We start from the raw sequence: 20,661 nt of genomic DNA, 5'->3' as shown, positions 1-20,661 counted from the left end.
GAATTGGTCCTAGTCCCATTATAACTCACTACCAAAAATGGATAATAGTACCAACAAACGGAAAGTTCGGGAATATTCGAGGGCTTGCAGACAATATCGGACATGCCCCAAATTTAATAGACTGTTTTCGTCATAAATCCCAGAACATTTTCTAGGTATTTTAAAATCGCGCGATAATATTACATTGTTATTTCTGAAAATTTAAAATACTATTACAATTGAAAGTTTGCAGGTAATCATAGTACAGAAAGGGGGTTCTACTCTACTACTTTAACTCCACCTGTAAATAATGAAATAAGGAGGAAACTATTATCTTTAATCGTCGAATGACAAAAAGGTTAGCCGTTGCCCTAGTCTTTTTACTGCTTTTCACACCATTTACGAGTGTTGCAGCTCAAACGTCAAGTCAGCAAGATAATTCCACCTTTACGACTATGCAGGATAGTACTAAAACATCTGCTGCTGACAAGGTGGACTCCAAGGTTATTTCACAGTTTGAAACAGAAGAATACGTTAATGTTATTATTGAATTAGCGGAACAGGTGGACACCACCAACGTTGCAGCACAAGCAAGGGAACAATTAGGTGTGAATGCTAAGTCATATAATCAAAAAATGGCTGCTCGAAATGCTGTTTTTGATAGTCTCAAATCAACTGCAGAAGCTACTCAAGCTTCTCTCCTCCAAACTTTAGAAAAAGCTCAAGAGACAGGAGATGTAAAAGAATTTAGAAGCTTTTACATTATGAATGTCATATCCGTCACTGCAACTAAAGATGTAATCGAAACCTTATCCTATCTTCCAGAAGTAGCTAGAATATTAGAAAATGAAATAGTAGAGCTTATACTACCTGAACAATCAGAAGCCCCCCCTATGGTGACCGATGATGGAGTTGAGTGGAACATTGACCGTGTTCAAGCACCTGCTGCTTGGAACGAATTTGGAGTTACTGGTGAAGGCATTGTGGTTGGTGTCATTGACACTGGTGTCCAATGGAATCACCCAGCACTCATGGAGAACTTTAGAGGCTACAATCCAAGTGATCCTGATAATCCAGAGGCATTCGGAAATTGGTACGATGCCATTGGAAGTAACTCCCTTCCAGCGGATGGTCATGGTCACGGGACACACGTTACAGGAACAGTCATGGGTCAAGACCCTTCGGGGGATAACAAAATTGGAGTAGCTCCGGACGCTCAATGGATTGCCGCTGCCGCTTGTTCCGCAGCAGGATGTCCTCGGGATGCTCTCCTTGCTGCTGGTGAATACATGCTGGCTCCAGAGGATGATCCTAGTCTTGCTCCTGATATCGTTCAAAACTCTTGGGGAGGAAGCCCTGGAATTGATGAGTGGTACCGTCCAATGGTTCAAGCATGGAGAGATGCTGGTCAATTACCAGTTTTTTCAGCTGGAAACTCTGGACCAGGTGCATCGACAGTAACACCTCCTGCAAATTATCCAGAAGCTTACGCCGTAGCTGCCACAGACAGTAACGATAATGTTGCTAGTTTCTCCAGCCGTGGACCAGCTAACTACAGTGGAGACCAAAAGCCAAACATCTCCGCTCCAGGGGTGAATATTCGTTCCTCTGTCCCAGGCAGCGGCTATGAAGGTGGATGGAATGGAACATCTATGGCATCCCCTCATATATCAGGGGTTGCTGCACTTCTACTTTCTGTAGATGCATCCTTAACACCAGATGAATTAGAGGATATTCTAAACGACACGGCAATTCCATTAACGGATAGTCAATATACCTCCGTTCCTAATGATGGCTATGGGGTTGGACTAGTTAACGCCTATGAAGCAGTTGCCATGATAGCCGATGGAACAGGCTTTATTAGCGGGCAAGTGTTAACAGATGGTTCCGATGACGAACCCCCTGTTATTGACCATACGCCTTTTGACTTTAGTTTCTCTGGAATAGACTTACCTTTAACTGCTGAAATCTCAGATAATATTGCTGTTGTAGAGGCAGAAATTATTGTGCACCACGAAGCGTTTGATGAAGCTATTTCTATTCCAATGTCCCGTACATCAGGCGACCATTTAGCAGGTAATTATGCTGGGATAATCCCACATGAGTATGCGGTGGAGCCAGGTTTTGAATATCATATTCTTGCCCATGACTTTGGAGGAAACACTACTGCTACTGACACATTCTGGGTAGATATTCAATTCGGTATTTTACCTGATGAATATACGGAAGACTTCTCAGAGCTCCCTCTCGGCTGGAAATTCAATGGAAGTTGGGAGTGGGGTGAACCATCCGGTAATAGTCCTAATCCTTTAGTTGGAGATAAACTGGTTGGTACAAATCTATCTGGAAACTACCCGGCTAACGCTGAAGATGTTTTACTCCTACCTCCATTAGATCTAAGGAATACGGATGAAGCTTCCTTGCGAATGAATCACTGGTATGACCTTGAAAGGAACTATGACTATGGTTATATCGGTATTTCCGATGATTATGGTGAAAATTGGGAAATCGTTTCTACTTTCAACGGTCGAGATCAAGAGTGGAGAAGTTTAATCATTGACTTAAATGATTATGCAGGCTCTGATACTCCAATTTTTGTTGCCTTTGAACTTACATCTGATAGCATCATCCACTATTTAGGCTGGTATTTGGATAATGTGGAACTAGTAGGTGTGGATACGACTCCTCCGGATGCTCCTACAAATTTAGAAGCTAGTGCAACTTCCACGAGTATCAATTTATCTTGGAGTGGATCCATTGCCCCAGATACTAGTGGTTACAATATATATCGAGCGGAAGCAGAAAGCGATTTTGAGAAAATTGGTAACACAGCCAACACTAATTTCTCTGATGCGAATGCTGTGCCTGAAGTAGAGTATACGTATTATGTTACTGCATATGATTTTTCAGGGAACGAAAGCGAACCATCCAATGAAGTAACAGGATCCGTTCCGTATGTAGACTATATTTTTTATAGCAATTTTGAAGATGATGATGGTGGATTTACTCCTGGTGGAGACGATAACCATACATGGGAATGGGGTATTCCCACTGTAGGTCCAGATAGTGCCTATATTGGAGAAAAACTGTGGGCTACAAACTTATCTGGAAACATTCGAGCTCAGGAAGACAGCTGGATTACAAGCCCTGAAATTGAATTAACCTCTGTAGACACTGCCGAGCTTAATTTTGCCTTATGGCATAATGTGAACAACAACTGGACATTCGGATACGTAGAAGTATCAAAGGATGATGGCGATTCATGGGACGAATTAATGGAATTTACAGGTGAAGCTGATTGGCATGAAGTGAATCTCTCCTTAAATGACTATGTAGGAGAAACGATTGAATTAAGAATTCGCTTAGACGGATCTGCTGTAGCCCGTCCTGGAATTTATGTGGATCACTTTGGGGTACTTGTCTCCGGCGATGACGTGGATGAAGTGATAGAAACAGTTAAAGAAGAAGACATGGTAGAGTCAGAAGGTACTTTTGAAGATAGGGAAGCTGCACCTGCACCTACCTTTGTAAAAATTCAGTCCGACATGGCAACACATGACTTCAAAATCGTTTCTGAACCATCCTCTGTTCTATCTTCGAATGGTTTACCTGTTATTGGAACAGTAACCATTATCGAAACGGATCGTACTACCCATACGAATCCTATGACTGGAGAATATACATTAAGAAGTCCAGCAACAGAATCTGGTGAAACCGTAACGGTTCGAGCAGAAGCATACGGTTTTTACCCTAAAGAGGCAACTGTAGAAGTTACAGAAGACGCAACAACTTTCCAGAATTTTATGTTGGATCCATTACCAACTGGTGATATTAAAGGTACAATTACAAACGTATATACTGACCTTCCAGTTGAAGATGCACGAATTCAATTAGTGGAAGATCCTAAAGTTCCAGATGCCTATACGGATGAAAATGGAACATTTACGATGCCAGATGTTTTCGAAGGGGACTATACGATTCGTGTATCGGCTCAAGGCTATCATCCGAGTGAGTTTGTAGTATCTGTTCAAGGTGGAGAAATATTTGTCCTTAACGTAACATTAGAGCAATTTATCGGTTACGAGGATGAAATTGCTTATGATAATGGTAATGCAGAGAATGCGCTAGTATTGAACGCTGCTGGAAACGGCCTTGCTGTTAAATTCACTCCTGATGGAATGGCGGAGCTTCGTGGTGTCAACATGTACGTTTGGGATACGGATTGGCCTACACCAGGAGGAAACGAAATAAACATTGTCGTTTACGATACGGATGCCAATGGAAATCCAAAGGAACGGGTGATTGGACCGGTACCGGTGGTAGTAGACCGTGGGGAGTGGAATTACATCGATCTATCTGACCATGGTTTTGTTACAGAAGGAGATTTCTTTATCAGTACCCTGCAGGATCACATTGGAAATAATTCTCCAGGAATTGGAACAGATGAAGAACATCCAAATGCACAAAGGTCCTATCTCTACGTAAATGGTGACTTCCAAGAGCATTTTGATAATGGTAACTTTATGATTCGTGCCAGTGTTGCCTATGCTCTGGACCCACCAGCTATTGATTCTCCTGTAGACGGAACCTTTACTACAGAAGATACAATTGAAGTAACTGGTGTTTTCGCAGGTGATGGTGAAGTTACTGTTTATAACAACGGTGAGGAAGTGGCTGTTGCACATAAAGAGAATGGCCAATTCAGTGTAACAATCCAGCTTGAAGAGGGTGTTAATGAAATCTTTGCAGAAGGTGATGCGGAAGGTATTCCTCTTTCTTCTGACGTTGTCACCGTTGTTAAAGATACGATTGATCCTGAAATTACAATCGATTCCCCTGTAGAGGGTACAATAACAAATGATCAAGCCGTTACGATGAGCGGTACAGTAGTGGATGCTAACTTAGATACAGTTACTGTCAATGGTAAGGAAGTAGCTGTTGATGAAGACGGCGCCTTCTCCGAACGACTAGTTGTGGAAGAAGGTGAAAATACCTTTATGGTAACAGCAGTTGACCTTGCTGGAAACAGCTCGACGGAAGAAGTAATGATCTTCGTTGATTGGACTCCTCCAACTATCGAGGATGTGACACCTGCTGAAGATGTTCACCTCTACCCAGGAGAAACAGTAGCTATTTCCTTCACAAGTGATTCAGAAAGTGGAGAAGCTAGCTTCCTAGTTTCACTCCCATCTGCCATGGGTATCAATAACGCTGGGGTTACAATGGAGGAAGTTGAACCAGGATACTATGTAGGTACATGGACTGCACCAGAGGCACAGTTTGAGAAGGCAGAAATTATCATCACAATGACAGATGCCGCTGGAAATACTTCCAAAGCAACTGCTGAAGGAAAGCTTTCCGTTGAAATTGTTACGCTAGATACTCTGTATAAATTAGTAGACGACTTTGAAAATGAGGGTGAACTTTCAAGGCAGGCAGCTAACCAATTAAGAGGTACACTAGAAAGTGCAGAAAGTCAATACGATAGAAATCGAATGCAACAAGCAATAAGTCAGCTTGAGCGATTTATCTCCCAAGTTGAGTCTAGTAATCACATGCGAGATGTCTCTGAAGAAGTGAAAGCTGCTCTTACAAAAGCCGCAGAAAGATTATTACAAGATTGGAAGGAATAACATGATAGTGTCGACAGGTGCCTCGCACCTGTCGACTTTCTATGTTGGTTTGCCGTAGAAACAGTTGTTTTCTTAACTCTTTTATTCGTTGTTTTCTGTTGTAAATGGGGATGCTGGTAAGCCTTCTCGGTTATATAGGTTTGCCCCCTCAGGGTTATCGATCCAAGCATACCTAACATGATAAGGTTCTTCTATATAATTATTTTTTACCATGACGGTATTTCCCTCAATTGTTGCGGTAGCAGGAACAAACTCACCGTTAGCGCCACATATACTAAATTGCTTAAGCTTACCATTACAAGCAACCAATCCACTACCTACGTGGTCAAAAGAAAGTTGAATTGATTTTCCAATACGTTCCATTTTCCTGTATAACGGTCCACTATAAACGATGTCTTTATCGTAAACTAATTTCTTAGCACATAAAGCAAGGCGTTGTCCTAATGTCTTTTTATCCTGTGGATGTAAATCGTTATATTCTCCAATATCAATGGTCACCGCCATGGCTGTATTAGAGGTGCGAAGGGATAAACGTTGCTCTTCTCGAAGTTCCGCCCATTTGACCGCTGACTCCTCCCCTTCGTCAACAGCAAAATTAGCCAACTGCGTATATATAAAAGGAATTTCACCGAGCTTCCAATTTGATCGCCAATCGTTTACTAATCTTTCAAAAAGCTTATGGTAGCCTTTAGGTTGATGTGTATTCGATTCCCCTTGGTACCAAAGTACTCCTATTAGACAGTAATTCTTTAGAGGTGCAATCATTGCATTAAAAACACCTGCAGGCTTATATTGAAAAAAGGTTGGGGACTCTAGAGTCTCTGTGATGGCACCAATCTTATAGTCCCATGTCCCCTGCAAATCTATTTCTTGCCCACTACCAACTAGCTTATAGGGCATACCCTTCATGAAGCCACCAGTTGTATGTGTACTGATGACCCTTACGGTTATGGAATTTTTCCCAGGTCTTAACAATCCTTTTGGTATTGTGTAACGTCTTGGGGGATATTTATATCCTGTCGTTCCTATACACTGCCCATTGATGTAGGTATCGTCGGCATCTACGACCGTCCCTAGGACCAATTTGGCTTCCCCTTCTACCATTGTAGGAGGAATTTCTACTTCTTTTCTAAACCAGACAGAACCTCGAATATGTTCCAGCTCACTATCTCTCCACGAATTTGGGACTTGAAACTCCTTCCATCCAGAACTCTCATAAGACTCCTCATACCAGCACGGACTCTTTAATCCAAGATCATCATCATTTAATTCCTTATACCATTGGTGATGACGCTTTTCATCCTTACTTTTTGTCTCAGCCACATAGTCATCATCCTTGCACTTGTCTAAGGTGCCTTCGTACCCACCAATCTCCCGTAAAGTTTCCTCACTCATCCACGCCTCAATTGGCGTTCCACCTACAGCTGTCTGAATTAATCCGATAGGCACACCATTTGTCTCGTATAATTCCTTTGCAAAAAAATAGCCAACTGCACTAAATTCCATGACATTACCGTCCGTAGCGCTTATCCAATTTCCCCCTTCTAACTTTTTCTTTGGTCCATGGAAATTGTAGTTTTGTGGAACGGAAAATTGGCGGATAAACGGATGATGAACCGCTTCCATTTCTTTTGCAAATAAATCAAGGGTCCGTCTTATGGGCAATTCCATATTGGATTGCCCACCAAGGAGCCATACATCACCAATTAATATATCTTGGATAATTATAGTCTCTTCTTCTCCCGAGATTTCCATTACATACGGTCCACCGGCTTCCAATGGCTCTATAGAAATGGACCATTCTCCTTTATTGTTTGAAGTCGTTCTAAATAATTTCTCAAGGAAAAACACCTTTACCTCTTCAAACGGTTTTGTTTCGCCCCATATTGTTAATAGTTGATTCCGTTGCAAAACCATACCGTCACTAATTATGCTAGATAGTTTCATCATTGCTATATCTCCTTTTTTGGGGCCTGTCCCCCATTACGTTAATTATGTACAGCGTTGGGGAACAGGCCCCATTTTCTATTATATCTAAATCTATTTTTCTAAGCTATTTATCTTTTACCCCTGGTAGAAGGCAATCATGTATAGGGTGATATTTTTACTGGTTATAATAAATTTTATCTACTCATAAGGAGCGTATATTCTTGATTACATCATTTCAAATTGTAGACAGAGGGGACAAGGAGAGCCAGGAAATGGCGGAAAAATTTAGGGCCACTTTAACAGATCACGGATTTTCCTTAAGTAATAACCCTGATCTTGTGATCTCTATCGGTGGAGACGGGACGATGCTCAGGTGTTTCAGAGATTATTACAGTCCTTCTACGGCTTTCGTTGGTTTGCATACAGGTACGTTGGGCTTCTATGCCGATTGGAGCAAAGAAGAAGCTGGATTGTTACTACATGAAATTCAATATGGGAAACCTCATTTTGAAAAATGCCCGCTCATTCAAGGAACGTTCGAATTACTAACGGGAGAGAAAAAAACTTTCTTATCTTTAAATGAAATTATTATTAAAAGTAATTCCATATCCACTTTAGTTCTAGATGTAAAAATAAATGGGGAGAAATTTGAATCCTTTCGGGGGGATGGCATTTTAGTTTCCACACCTTCAGGATCAACGGCTTATAATCATTCCCTCATGGGCAGCATCATGCACCCAACTTTAGATGCCATGCAAGTGACAGAAATGGCTTCCATTAATAATAGTGTTTACCGAACCTTGAACCGTTCGTTCATTTTGCCTAAGGAACAGCATTTAATTCTCGAATTTCCAACGATAGATGAACGGGCAATCGTTGGCATTGACGGAGAAGAATACCACTTAAAGCAAATAAAGTCCATACACGTATGTGTAGCGGATAACAAAATAAACTTTGCCAGATATAAACCCTTTCCATTTTGGGAAAGGGTTAAAGGGAAATTTTTAAAAGAGATGTAAAAAAGATCCCCAGTTCAGTGATATTATATAGAACTGGGGCCTCTTCATAGGTTCCACAAAAATTACTTGAACCTTTTGTATTAATGCTTTTTATGATATGTTTCTTGATATTCTTTTAACAATCTTCGGTATTCAAATATTCCATAAGTAACTATTACAGCTGTTACTAACATAGTTAATCCAATAAGTGCTTCATATGAAAGACTTTTCACAACAAAATCAATAGGAGAAACTAAAATACCAATAAACTCTCCAAACGTATTAATCACCCCCCTTTGTAATATATACTTCAATCATATGCTAGTTATTTCATTAAATTTCTCAACACTCACAAACACGTAAAAACGAATCAGTGTTTTTTTTCAACAACAAAAAAAGTGTGGATCGGTAAATAACCCATCCACACCACTTTAACTTTTGATGGTTCCTGCCCTCCCTTACTGCGGGGGAGCAGGAACCTAAATATAAATATGTTAAAAAAAGGTTTTTACGATCTCTTCTTTTTTATTGCAGCTCATACATACCTGTTCAATTTCTAACATGTCTTCTCTCACAATATGGGAGGTTTCCCTTTTACAATTTTTACAATATCTCCGTTTTGTCACCTCTAACATATCATCACCAGCCTATTTTATTTATAACTCCCAGGTTTATTATGAATAAATAACAGCTGTAAAATTCACATCAGCATCTGTCAGAAAAATAGTAATTTAATGATTTTAAGGTTTAATGTATAAAAAGTATGAGGTGAACAATACTACAGGATGTAGTAAGGGGGAATTATACTACTATAAATAAATATTTTATTATTGTTCCACAGTAGCTCAGTTGGTAGAGCAATCGGCTGTTAACCGATCGGTCGCAGGTTCGAGTCCTGCCTGTGGAGCCATTTTTATTTTCTCGATAAAAAAACAAATGCTAGTTAACATAAATTTGATTGTTTTAGTTCTAAAAGCACCTACTTTTTTTAAAGTAGGTGCTTTTTTAACTTATCGATTCGTTTAGTAGTTATTGCATTTGCCCAGTATTCATTGTCGTACTCATTTGTGTTTGCTGGGTAGTCAAAGGTTGAAACATACCAGTCATTTGTGTCACTTGCTGGGAGCTAAAAGTTGTCGGTTGATAATATCCGTTTTGATTCATCCACGACCATACTTCATATGCCATTTCTTGACAAAGATTTGCTCCGTTCACGTGGTACATACGGATTTGAGGATCCACACATTCGTTAGCCCATTGCATACCCATAACAGAGCCAGATTTATGAGTATTTAAAGCTAATGTTGCTATTGTTTGATCTGATAACGTTTGTGTATTTATTGACGGTGCAGACATGGTTGTTTGATTTTGCATACCTGTCGAAACATTTTGACCGTGGAAGTCTGGGGCACGGTGAGTAACTTGTGCTCCCCTACCGTTCATTAGATTTATCCCTTGTTGATAGGCATTAATCATTAGCTGTTGATGCTTTTGTAAAATGCCTTTTAGGTGTTGGTCATTACATTGGTTCACAAAGGCCCCATGCTGTTCAATTTCCGCTGCTTTTGTTCTTAATGCCTCTTGCGTTTCTAAAAGCTCGTGTGCTGCATAATTCATTTTTTGTTTTCCTCCGATATAAGATAAATTTAGGATTACTCCCAAATATATTTTGAACAAAAAAGACGTTTACATTCAGAGTTTTTTCTATTCTCAATACAATTTGTCGTTAGGTCTTCCGTAATAAAGCAGCGCAATAATCAGACACTAATTTCTCCTCCAAATGAAATTTTATATCAATACTCAAACATCCCTATATTCTTGCTGTAAAAAATAATTCAGTGTAAAGGAGACATTTTTTAAATCTTTCTATCGTTTTACAATTGAAACCTTCTCCCTTAAACAAATCAAAATACCCTTGTTCATATTGTATATAATCTCCGTTGTCATTTTTCGCCATATACCAATTACTTATTTTACTTTTATGAAAGAAACACGGCTCAATAGCTATAATCATTCCACTAGGCTTAAGAGCTTGTCGAAATTGTTTTACATATTTTTTCATTTTTTCAGGTGAGATATGATGTAACACGGAAATCATTAAAATAACGTCTAACGATTGATTTGTAACATTTAAAGTGTCATTCTGAAAAATTTTAAAATCATAATTAGGATAGAGCTTTTTTGCATAGTTAATTCTTTTCTCGTCTGGATCTATTCCTAAATATTGATCCGGCTTACAGAGTACACAATTGGCTCCAGTACCCGCTCCGAAATCAAGTACATTCTTATCTTTAAGATTGATATATCCTTCAATTCTTTTATGTATATAAATCCTGTTAATCCACTTTGGTCGAATAATCTTATGATATAAAACAGGAGATAGTTCCATCTTCTTTACCTCTTTTTTTAAAATTAGTTCGCTTTTTATCCACAACCATTTTAAAAATTTAGTAAATTCTATTCGAACGAACGAATATGCCAAAACTGTCAAACAGTATTTTTTAACATGAGGGTAAGGAGAATGTTATGAGAATAGAGAGAGTTCCGACTTTTTATGGCTATGACCTTCTGATTAATAACGTTTTACATAAAGGTTGTTTTACTTGTAATTGTAGTTTAAGTTTGACGGTGAAATGGGTGAGGGTGACTTAAGAGCTGTTTGTTCCCTTATTAGTCACCCTCCAAATAAAAATAAAGCAGTCGCCATCTTTCCAACGCCCACTCGAGTGATTTTCTCGTAGTGGGTAATTCCTTTATTGATAATTAATCGGATTTTGGTGTGTTTGTGTTGTTGATTGATAGGAATAAGCTTGGTTAATGCGTCGATTTTCTTGTATTAGCTGTGAAAACATTCTTGCTAATTGTTGCGCTTGTTGACTGGCCATTTGTTCATGTTGTGATATTTGTTGTAATTGGTTTGAAATTTGTCTTAATTGTTGTGCATGTTGTTGTTCCATTTGTTCCATTTGTTGAAGTATACCTTGAATTTGATTAAAATTTATTTGTTGTCCTAAATTACTTCCTCCTAATTGTTGGAATGCTTGTGAATGCAGACCACTCTGTTGACCCCAATTTGGTTGTGCTGATTGTGCATTTTGCTGCCTAACTTGTTGAACATCTGTACTTGAAAATCCGGGTTGAAATGCCGAATGTGATGAACTAAATTGATTATGATTTAAATACGTCATTTTTGACACCTCCTAAATAGATTATTTACATCAAACAAGAAAATATTTAGGCTTTTTTATTTAAACAAGAAATGGAAAAAGCCATAAAAAACAAATTAAAAATGAGGCTGGGACAAAAGTATTTTACTAATAAGAAATTCCGAACAAACTGAATGTAGGTGCAATCTACCCGCTTCGGAAATATACTTCGCTAAAGTAGTGCATTGTTCGTATTTCCGATTAAACACTTAGTTATGTCCTAGCCTCTTTTTTATATCTAACAATTTAGATTTTATCAACTTGCCTTTTTTAGACCTGGGATTTGACCTATATAAGTCAATTTCTTATGCGAATTCGAAATAATTTAAATTCCTTAGTACCAAATGAGGACGGTGGGCATCATTTTTCATAGCGTTATAGGCTTATACATTTTTTCATACAAGCTATCACTTTAAAATTTTCAAATAATACAATATAAAGACAAGTCTTTTCTTTACAAGAATACATTTTCCTTAACTATATATGCAGTTGTTGTAATTGACTTAAAAAAGAAGGAAACATTGGAGGTATTACAATTGACTATGAAAATAAAAGTAGGAGAAATTAACATTAATTCTCAAAGTGATCATGCTGGGGTTTTTATTGGAGCTAATGATGTACCGGGTTGTGAGTCTCACACTAAAAACACGATGGGAAATGGGAGTTTTTCCGGTACCAACGTTTCTTTTAATAATATTAATATTGTAAAAGATTAGCCGACAGGTATAGGCGCCTGTCGACTTCTGTCGTCTATATTTCGATTTCTTTTATAATTCTTGCAGGGTTTCCCCCTACTACTACATTATCTGGTACATCTTTCGTTACCACTGTACCGGAGGCAATAACTACATTATCCCCTACTCTTATTCCTGGATTTATTACTGCACTGCCACCAATCCATACATTGTTCCCAAAAATAATAGGTTTCGCATATTCTTTTCCTGAATTTCGTTCCACCGGATCAAGTGGATGTGTGGCTGTATAGATATGTACACTAGGTGCTAGCATACAATTGTCTCCAAACCTCACTTCACACACATCAAGAATGACACAATCAAAATTTGCAAAAAAGTTCTCCCCAACATGTGTGTTATAACCATAGTCAAATCGGATATTAGGTTCCATAAATACATTTTCCCCTGTTGAACCAAGTAACTCCTTTAATAATTTAGTCCTTTTGCCACCGTCTGATTCTAGGGTTTCATTATAGAGTCGAACTAGGCGTCTCGCATTTTCACGGTCTTTAACTAATTCTGAATCTGCAGGATCATACATTTCCCCTGCTAACATTTTTTCCTTTTCTGTTCTCATTGAAATTTCAACTCCCATACAAAGTTCGCAGCACTTGTCCAATCGGAAGTAATTTAGGTCTTCTTTATTCTAGTTTATCATTATTATCAACAAAAACCAGTGCGCATTCATTTCGCACACTGGTTTTACTTGAACAATTATTATGTTTTAAAACATAAGATCTACAGATTAACGTCTAGATGATACAGATGATTTTGCGTTTTCACTTACTGAATGACCTGGTGCTGTTTCCGGTGGTCCTGGTGGTGTAACTGGACGACGTGGTGGTGCAGGCTTTCCATCAGATTCAAATAATGCTCCCACATGTCCCCCATCTTCACCAGCTGTATTAAGTAGACTCTTTTTCTTAAGCTTCAAGAAATCTCCCAATATAATATTACCATTCCCATCTCTTTCAAAGCTTTCTGGTACGGTTACACTAACAAAATGAGAAAAATCAACAACAATCCCTTCGCTATTAACCGTTTTTTCACCATCATAGAAGAAGTTAGTTTCGTTCACATTTCCAGTAACGTAGTCTCGAATACCACCTTCAGGATCGGTTCGGAATGAGAGGTTATTTCTGAAAATTCCCATTTCCTCAGGTTCAAAATAAGGGTTAATCCGGAAAATAAAATTTGATCGTTTGTTATCAAATGACGTATTATTCTCCATGATAATTTTTCCTGGATTAAAGTTATCTGTAAATCCATCCATGTTATTGTCAAAGGCAATATTATTTCTTACAATATGAGCGACTGGCAATCCTTCGCCGCCAATTTTAAACCCACTTCCAGAGGTACCGTCTTCATTATAGCCATTACTTAATTTACCGTTGGAATAAGCGATATTACCCTCCAGTGTAATTGGCATGTTTGGCCCCTCGTTCGTTCGATTGTAAAAATCCCAGCCATCATCAATGTTATGGTGCGCAATGTTACCTCTAAATACATTTCCTACACCAACCCCTAGTTTAGCTGCAAAGCCATCGGCATTGATATCAGAAAGGTCACGGTTATCATGGGCTATACTATTGATAATAAGGTTATGCTTTGGCCAGTTATCAGGGTTCGTTCCACTACCTGAGATTTGAAAACCTGAATTTCGATTATGGCTAAATATCATTAATTCAATAATATTATGGCTACCATTTACTCTCATCCCGTTACCGGTGGATCTTGTAAGCTCAAAACCCACAACATGCCAGTAATCTGCATTAAGAACGAGTAGATTACCAATTTCATAGTTTCCATCAAATATGACTTCTTCCCCATTATAAGGAGCTAGTGTTTTTAGCTGTCCTTCTTTTCCACTATATGGACTATCTATACGGATGTTAGTTGTGTATGTACCTCTGCGCATAAAGATCGTTTCTCCTGGTAGGACATACCTTACAGCTGTTTGAATATCAATAGGATCCTCTTTTGTTCCGGCAGCATCACTGTTGCCTTATGGTGATACGAATAAACCTTCTCCACTATTAAAAATTCGTTTATTTACTGTAATTTCTCTAGTTATTTTATTACTAGATGGTGCCCCTATTGGAGTATATTCTACTTTAAACGTTGTAGTATCATTTGCTAAAGCTGCATTATAGGTGAACGCTTCGTTCGCTCCGACCGCCTTATCTGTTACTACCTGTACTTCATCTTTCCAAACAGAATAAGCTCCGTCGTAATTCGCCAATGCTCTTAATTCATAATCATGCGCGCCAGAATCAGCAGATGATACAATATTCATAAACGCAGCAGGTGGACTCGGCGGTGTGACAGGTGTTGGAACAGTATCCGCTTCACTCAACGTAATCCTAGCATTTTCAACAGTCATAGCAGCATTTCTTGATGCATAGAAACCAACCTGCATCTGGTTCGGATCAATCACTTGTACCATATCTGCTCCAGCAAAGCTTCTTTCATACGTTGGGCTATCCTCTAAGTGAGTAAATGTAGCAGACATGATAAACTCCGAATCTGTTCTTTCTAGCTTTAGTCTAACAGGTGTTCCCATTGGTAAAGAAGGTACTCCAGGAATCGCATCCCTATTCCACGTACTACCTAGGTTGCCCCAAGGTTCAACAACTCCCGTTCTTGCTAGAGCACTAATACCGTGACGCATTAAGCCAACCGCAAAAAGATTGGATGCTGCAGGCACTTCTTCAAATCCCATAATCATAGGATCCTGACGTGCTCCACCATTTAAATCCCTAACCATAATCCCAGCACCTTCTTGTCCATTTGGATTAGCCCCAGTTTCAGGACCCAACTGTTCAAAGGTAATATCTGCTTCAAGAACAAAATTATGCTTATTGGGATCAAGAGTTGTATAGTAAAAAGTCAAACCATCATGACCTGGTGCAAGCTTCCCACCACGACTTTCCATAAAAATCTTTCCATCAATCGTGCCTGGAAATTCCGGGTCAGCAAAGTTAACCCCTACTTTCTCTGGTAAAACATTAGCTGAAAAATTTAAATCTGTTGACTGACCAAAGGTAATGGATTTCCATTCCAAGTCCGATGGATCTGGAAGATTGACATCTCTATTTTCTGCAAAGCTATTTAACGAAAAATTACTAAAGACTAATACTACAGCGAGAAATGCTATAAACATTTTAGAGAATATTTCCATTTATCCAACTCCCTATATTCAATTTTTTTAAACGTCATCGGCCTTTATGACATTCAACATAATAACAACGTTGTTAATAAGATTGTAATCGCTTACAAATACGTAAGTCAATTCGTATTAAACTTTCAGGAATTTATGCTCGTTTCTTCGTGATAATCTATTAATATACGACATAATTTTTTCTAAATATATGATTGTTACAGGATAAAAGTTTTAGTCCATAGGTCTTACACTTAGTTAATACCTGTATAAAAATGATTTCTGTCCCTAGTAAATGAATAACAAGAAAAAAGTGCCTGTGCCACATAAACTTTACAGAGGACAGACACTTTCAATTTATATACCTTAATAAACTTAATGGTAATTAAATGTAATATTTAATTATCAGAACCAACAATTTCAATTTCCGCTGTTTCTACTTCTCCTCCGCTAGCTTCATTTTCACGTGGGGTTTGAATAATACCTGCCCCAAAACCGCTACCACCTCTGCTATAAAATTCGGGGACTTGCCCTGCTATAAAAACATTAGCTGCCGGTATAGAAGTTTTGATAACTTCTTCGTCCGTAGCAAATGGTATGACCACTCTTACATCTACTTCAATTTCAATGGTTAAATTAATTACTGTATTATTTATACCTGTACTAATTACATCCTGTCCAAAATCAGCCTTCACATCACCAATAGCAGATAGCCTTACAGGAATTTTTGGACCTAAATGGGCTAATAATGCGTTATTCGTTGCTTGCCCTAACGGAATCATATGGATGATTCCATCCTCTGAAAAGGTAGCCCCTTGCTGTTCCACATTTACTTCCGTTGGTAGTGTAACGTCTCTCACATTTCCATGTTCAATAGCATTTAGATAGCTTTGGACTCTCTTGACCGTTTCCACCATCACTCTGTTATAAGTTACATGGTTAAATTGAATAAAAGATACATTCCCATTATTATCTCTTTCAATTTGAACAAGGTCTTCAAATCCTAAGTCCTCTAAAATTTTTTTAGACATGGCATCATTGATTGCTAATGTACCTATTCTCTGTGTTTCCGTTTGGGCAATGGTCATTAACGCTGGCCTAATACCCTTATCTACAATAATAAGCCCTTGTATCGTTAAGAAGCTAAATATAAGAAAAGAAATTAAAAATACATATTTAAAGGGTAATGGTCCCTTTCTCCTTCGGGGACGGAACGTGCGGAATTTCTTCATCTAATTGTACTTCCCCCTTCCTACCTAATACATATGCAGAAAGGGACAGCTTATTATCTTGAGGATAGCTTTAATTTTAAGATAAATACTAATTACAAGCAAAGAATCAAATTTTCCCTCTACTTCAGCACTTCTTTACATAATCCCCCTTTATTTTCCCATACTAATTTCAAAAACCCCCTGTTCAGTGGGACTTAGTATTTCTCCAATTCCACCTTAAAAAGCATTACTCAATAGAACTTATAAAGGATGATTACAATGGCTTCTAAGAGTCAGCCTAAACAACATGTTATCATGGTCATGCTTGACACCTTGATGGATAAAGCTTTTCAACGTGCGTTAAAGGAAGAAATGTTACCTGCACTAAGCTATTTTATGGATCATGCTCAATATTTTCCTGACGTAGTTACCCCCTTCCCCACTATGTCTGTTAATGTGGAAAGCACGTTACTTACAGGGCATTATGCCGATCAACACCGAGTACCTGCACTAGCTTGGTTTAACAAAAGGGAGAATAGAATTATTAATTACGGTACCCATGTGAGAGAATTGTATAAACTTGGTTTATCAAGAAGTCTTTATGACGGGTTATATCGATTAAATAATGAGCACTTAAATCCCAATCTTACAACCATACACGAAGAGATACATCAAGCTGGAAAAACCTCTGCTTCCATTAATACCTTGATGTACAGAGGATCTGTACAAACGGAATTGCAAATTCCAAAACTACTTCGTTTTTTCGTAAATATTGAAAAATCTATTAAAACCTCCGCCCCTTATCAATTTACTTACGGCAGGTTGAAAAAAATAGGCCCCGCTTCTAAGTACAGTCGTTTATGGAACAAGTATGGCTTTAATAATAAATTTTCCACACAGGAATTTTCCTATTTAGTCACGTACGGAAAGATACCAGACTTTTCTGTCGTCTATTTACCTGATCACGATAAAAATGTTCATAAACGTGGGCCAATGGATACAAAAGGTATTAAGGAAATGGATCAACAGTTACAAGAAATATTGGGTGCATTTCCTTCATGGAATGAAGCTTTAGAAAACAACATCTGGATTTTGATGGGCGATAATGGACAAGCAAAAGTTGGAGACAATAAAGAGAAAGCTCTTGTTGACTTGCACCAACTATTAAGGCCATATAAAATCACAAAACTTCGAAAAGGTGTCAAACCAGAGGATCAAATTGTCCTTGGTATAAATCTGCGATCCAGTTTTGTTTACTCCTTAAACCTTGAAAAACTTCCTTTAAAGTTGGTTGCCGAAAAATTAAAGATGGATTCACGAATAGATGTCATTGCTTGGAGGGAAGAGGAATGGATTCACGTTGCTTCCAGCGAGGGAAGTTTTCAGTTTACGGAAAAGGGAGAGTATACGGATCCATACAATCATTCGTGGACAATCAAAGGAGACCCTTCTATTCTTGATATTAAAATCCAAAATAATAAAATTCTTTATGACAATTATCCTGATGCCTTAAAGCGGTTACATAGTGCTCTTCACTCACACGAAGGAGAGTTTATCGTTACGTCCGTTAAACCGGGACATGAATTTATTGGAGAAAGTACACCGCGTCACCCAGGTGGTGCCAGTCATGGAGGCTTTCATAAAGATGATTCTCTGATCCCCCTTATGGTGACAGGTACAGATACTAAACCAGAGTATTTGCGAGTAGTTGATTTGAAAGAGTGGATTATCCGTTTAATCCATAAAAGGTAGGAATAAACAGATGCCGTATATACAAGAAGAAAATAGTAATCCATCTATTTACTACGAAACAATTGGTAACGGAACCCCATTAATATTAATACCTCCACCTGGGATAGGTCATTTAGTATTTCGTTATCAACTCAGCTTAATGGATGTATGCAAATTAATTACCTTTGACATAAGGGGAGATGGTCAAAGTGGTCGAAGCCCTGAACCAATGACAATGGAACAACTAGCATATGATGTGAAAAGAGTATTAGATACTAATGGCATAAATAAAGGAGTTATTTGTGGTTACTCCAATGGAGCTAGCATTGCTCAGGAATTTGCACTTTCCTATCCTGAAAGAACTGACGGGCTCATACTTATTGGGAGCTATTATGAAGTTAGAAGCTTTTTATTAGAAATGGAATATCAAATAGGTATCTGGGCTGCTCAAAAAGAGTTTATGACCATCTTAGCATCCGTTCTTGCAAAAAATCATTTTTCAGATACTAAAGCATCGAAAGAACTTTATAAAGAAATTATCCAATCAGACCCACATATGCTTGCACAACAATATCAAGTTGGATTGTCTTATAGCAGTGCAGACCGACTTCATAAAATTAACGTACCCATCCTCTTAATGTATGGTTCTAGGGATTATTACCTACAAAACTATCAACATTTTTTTCGTAAGGTAGTTCGTGACATCGAAGTCGTTTATATAAGCGGAGTTAAACACCAAGTTCCAACAAAAGCCCCTCACGCGTGTAATGCTTTAATAAGAGGCTGGCTAAAACGAAAAGATTTAATTTTCTCTCCTAATAAGTAACACTAGAGAAAGCCTGTAATTGCTATGCCAACTACAAACCTTCATCCGTTAAAATATCCCTCTATTCCCAAATGTGATATATTTTAAGAGTATTACTTTTTTCACTATATTTACAAGGTACAGAATATGGTATGGAATAAGGATGGTGAAATAGATGAAGCAAATAACCGTAGAAAATTTGGCACAAATATTTTCGTTAAAAATTTTAGCTGGAGAAAAGCATTTACATAAACCAATTTCACAGTCACGAGTTCATCGACCAGGTCTTGAATTTGTTGGTCATTTTGAGTTTTTTCCAACGGAAAGAATACAAGTTCTCGGAAGAAAGGAAGTTACTTATTTACATAAGCTTAGTCATGAAGAACGTAAAATGCGAATTGGGAATATTGTTCACTATCACCCCCCTTGCTTTATTGTTACAGCAGAAGAAGAGGGACTTACTTATTTAAAACATCATTGCACGGAGGAAGAAATACCTTTATTAATTACTAAAAAACCGGAAGCTACTTCTGAATTTATTGCTAATTTAGAAGCCTATTTAGCAAATGTACTAGCACCGGAGCTTTCTATTCATGGTGTTTGTGTAAATGTCTCGGGAATTGGCATTTTACTTCGGGGAAAATCTGGTGTAGGAAAAAGTGAAACTGCCCATACGTTAATCGGCAGAGGGCATCGACTAGTTGCTGATGACGTGGTTGTTTTAAAGAAAATTAGTCCACAAACGATTCTTGGTACTCATGATGAAAAAACAAAAGAATTTCTCGCTCTCCGAAGCATCGGTTTGTTAAATGTGGTTCGTTTATACGGGCAAAAAGCATTTCAAGAAGAAACGCGGATTTCCCTGGATATCACTTTAACGAAATGGGAAAAGGATGATTTAAATAATGAGCTCGACCATGATACTCAATACTCAGAATACATGGGAGTGAAAATACCTTCTATTGAAATCCAGCTACAGCCCGGGCGTGACGTGGCAGGCCTAATAGAAGCAGCGGTACATAACTGGATTTTAAAGAAGCAAGGATACAGCGCAGCAGAAGAATTCATTCAAAGGCTGGAAGAGGAGTATAAAAAATAGCAACATAAGCCTGATTCACGACCACTTACTGTTGGGGAATTAAAAAAATTAATGGGAGCAATGGCTCTATCAAAAAATCAATCTCCTGATGTTAACGGAAGTTTATTTAATGAAATAATCAAAAAACATGATACTCCCCATGAACATAAATATAAATAGAAGTTTCTCTCCCTATG

At 38.2% G+C, this 20,661-nt stretch carries 14 protein-coding genes, 1 tRNA gene and 1 pseudogene; 7 read left to right on the top strand and 9 right to left on the bottom strand.

What is annotated here, in order from left to right:
• The first annotated feature begins 326 nt into the window (after positions 1 to 326).
• Positions 327 to 5,612 (top strand): S8 family serine peptidase, encoded by a 5,286-nt coding sequence (locus J2S74_RS10580; protein ID WP_307325219.1) that lies wholly within the window; start codon positions 327 to 329, stop codon positions 5,610 to 5,612.
• A gap of 81 nt (positions 5,613 to 5,693) precedes the next feature.
• Here J2S74_RS10580 and J2S74_RS10575 read toward each other — a convergent pair whose 3' ends face one another.
• On the bottom strand, positions 5,694 to 7,562 hold the full coding sequence (locus J2S74_RS10575) for a sialate O-acetylesterase (RefSeq protein WP_307325218.1): 1,869 nt from the start codon (positions 7,560 to 7,562) through the stop codon (positions 5,694 to 5,696).
• Positions 7,563 to 7,762: 200 nt separating this feature from the next.
• On the opposite strand from J2S74_RS10575, the gene J2S74_RS10570 reads away from it, so the two are divergent.
• Complete coding sequence (locus J2S74_RS10570) at positions 7,763 to 8,560, top strand: NAD kinase (protein ID WP_307325216.1); 798 nt, start codon at positions 7,763 to 7,765, stop codon at positions 8,558 to 8,560.
• An 80-nt stretch (positions 8,561 to 8,640) separates the two neighbouring features.
• Here the strand turns inward: J2S74_RS10570 and J2S74_RS10565 are convergent, their stop codons facing one another.
• Positions 8,641 to 8,829: a hypothetical protein gene (locus tag J2S74_RS10565; protein ID WP_307325214.1), complete on the bottom strand. Its 189-nt coding sequence runs from the start codon at positions 8,827 to 8,829 to the stop codon at positions 8,641 to 8,643.
• 544 nt (positions 8,830 to 9,373) lie between these two features.
• Between J2S74_RS10565 and J2S74_RS10560 the strand changes: the two genes are divergently transcribed.
• Positions 9,374 to 9,449: transfer RNA gene (locus J2S74_RS10560), tRNA-Asn, on the top strand.
• Between the two features lie 119 nt (positions 9,450 to 9,568).
• Here the strand turns inward: J2S74_RS10560 and J2S74_RS10555 are convergent.
• From J2S74_RS10555 to J2S74_RS10545, 3 genes are all read right to left on the bottom strand, one after another.
• On the bottom strand, positions 9,569 to 10,156 hold the full coding sequence (locus tag J2S74_RS10555; protein WP_307325212.1) for a spore coat protein: 588 nt from the start codon (positions 10,154 to 10,156) through the stop codon (positions 9,569 to 9,571).
• A gap of 193 nt (positions 10,157 to 10,349) precedes the next feature.
• On the bottom strand, positions 10,350 to 10,928 hold the full coding sequence (locus J2S74_RS10550; RefSeq protein WP_307325209.1) for a class I SAM-dependent methyltransferase: 579 nt from the start codon (positions 10,926 to 10,928) through the stop codon (positions 10,350 to 10,352).
• Between the two features lie 364 nt (positions 10,929 to 11,292).
• The gene (locus J2S74_RS10545; RefSeq protein ID WP_307325205.1) at positions 11,293 to 11,727 is read right to left on the bottom strand and encodes a hypothetical protein; all 435 of its coding nucleotides are present in this window, start codon (positions 11,725 to 11,727) and stop codon (positions 11,293 to 11,295) included.
• A 554-nt stretch (positions 11,728 to 12,281) separates the two neighbouring features.
• Between J2S74_RS10545 and J2S74_RS10540 the strand changes: the two genes are divergently transcribed.
• A complete protein-coding gene (locus tag J2S74_RS10540; RefSeq protein ID WP_307325203.1) occupies positions 12,282 to 12,461 on the top strand; it encodes a hypothetical protein in 180 nt (59 codons plus the stop codon).
• A gap of 34 nt (positions 12,462 to 12,495) precedes the next feature.
• Here the strand turns inward: J2S74_RS10540 and J2S74_RS10535 are convergent, their stop codons facing one another.
• From J2S74_RS10535 to yunB, 4 genes and pseudogenes are all read right to left on the bottom strand, one after another.
• Positions 12,496 to 13,056: a sugar O-acetyltransferase gene (locus tag J2S74_RS10535; RefSeq protein WP_307325200.1), complete on the bottom strand. Its 561-nt coding sequence runs from the start codon at positions 13,054 to 13,056 to the stop codon at positions 12,496 to 12,498.
• A 168-nt stretch (positions 13,057 to 13,224) separates the two neighbouring features.
• A pseudogene (locus J2S74_RS10530) lies at positions 13,225 to 14,472 on the bottom strand (right-handed parallel beta-helix repeat-containing protein); the annotation flags it as partial.
• 12 nt (positions 14,473 to 14,484) lie between these two features.
• Complete coding sequence (locus tag J2S74_RS10525; protein ID WP_307325195.1) at positions 14,485 to 15,660, bottom strand: hypothetical protein; 1,176 nt, start codon at positions 15,658 to 15,660, stop codon at positions 14,485 to 14,487.
• Positions 15,661 to 16,037: 377 nt separating this feature from the next.
• The gene (yunB, locus tag J2S74_RS10520) at positions 16,038 to 16,871 is read right to left on the bottom strand and encodes a sporulation protein YunB (protein ID WP_307325192.1); all 834 of its coding nucleotides are present in this window, start codon (positions 16,869 to 16,871) and stop codon (positions 16,038 to 16,040) included.
• Positions 16,872 to 17,129: 258 nt separating this feature from the next.
• On the opposite strand from yunB, the gene J2S74_RS10515 reads away from it, so the two are divergent.
• The 3 genes from J2S74_RS10515 (at position 17,130) to hprK (ending at position 20,485) form a co-directional block, all read left to right on the top strand.
• On the top strand, positions 17,130 to 18,602 hold the full coding sequence (locus tag J2S74_RS10515) for an alkaline phosphatase family protein (RefSeq protein WP_307325189.1): 1,473 nt from the start codon (positions 17,130 to 17,132) through the stop codon (positions 18,600 to 18,602).
• Between the two features lie 10 nt (positions 18,603 to 18,612).
• The gene (locus J2S74_RS10510; RefSeq protein ID WP_307325185.1) at positions 18,613 to 19,407 is read left to right on the top strand and encodes an alpha/beta fold hydrolase; all 795 of its coding nucleotides are present in this window, start codon (positions 18,613 to 18,615) and stop codon (positions 19,405 to 19,407) included.
• A 154-nt stretch (positions 19,408 to 19,561) separates the two neighbouring features.
• Entirely contained in the window at positions 19,562 to 20,485 is a 924-nt protein-coding gene (hprK, locus tag J2S74_RS10505) for an HPr(Ser) kinase/phosphatase (RefSeq protein WP_307325182.1), read from the top strand.
• Positions 20,486 to 20,661 lie beyond the last annotated feature (176 nt).

This window comes from Evansella vedderi, from assembly GCF_030813435.1.
Classification (GTDB): Bacteria; Bacillota; Bacilli; order Bacillales; family Salisediminibacteriaceae; genus Evansella; species Evansella vedderi.
Note: the sequence above shows the minus strand (reverse complement) of the source record. Positions and strands in the feature narration are given on the sequence as shown.

Coding starts and splice junctions, on each gene's coding strand:
- J2S74_RS10575 (WP_307325218.1), bottom strand. CDS start 7,562: ATGATGAAACTATCTAGCATAATTAGTGACGGTATGGTTTTGCAACGG.
- yunB (WP_307325192.1), bottom strand. CDS start 16,871: ATGAAGAAATTCCGCACGTTCCGTCCCCGAAGGAGAAAGGGACCATTA.
- J2S74_RS10525 (WP_307325195.1), bottom strand. CDS start 15,660: ATGGAAATATTCTCTAAAATGTTTATAGCATTTCTCGCTGTAGTATTA.
- J2S74_RS10555 (WP_307325212.1), bottom strand. CDS start 10,156: ATGAATTATGCAGCACACGAGCTTTTAGAAACGCAAGAGGCATTAAGA.
- J2S74_RS10535 (WP_307325200.1), bottom strand. CDS start 13,056: ATGAGAACAGAAAAGGAAAAAATGTTAGCAGGGGAAATGTATGATCCT.
- J2S74_RS10580 (WP_307325219.1), top strand. CDS start 327: ATGACAAAAAGGTTAGCCGTTGCCCTAGTCTTTTTACTGCTTTTCACA.
- J2S74_RS10510 (WP_307325185.1), top strand. CDS start 18,613: ATGCCGTATATACAAGAAGAAAATAGTAATCCATCTATTTACTACGAA.
- J2S74_RS10550 (WP_307325209.1), bottom strand. CDS start 10,928: ATGGAACTATCTCCTGTTTTATATCATAAGATTATTCGACCAAAGTGG.
- J2S74_RS10545 (WP_307325205.1), bottom strand. CDS start 11,727: ATGACGTATTTAAATCATAATCAATTTAGTTCATCACATTCGGCATTT.
- hprK (WP_307325182.1), top strand. CDS start 19,562: ATGAAGCAAATAACCGTAGAAAATTTGGCACAAATATTTTCGTTAAAA.
- J2S74_RS10515 (WP_307325189.1), top strand. CDS start 17,130: ATGGCTTCTAAGAGTCAGCCTAAACAACATGTTATCATGGTCATGCTT.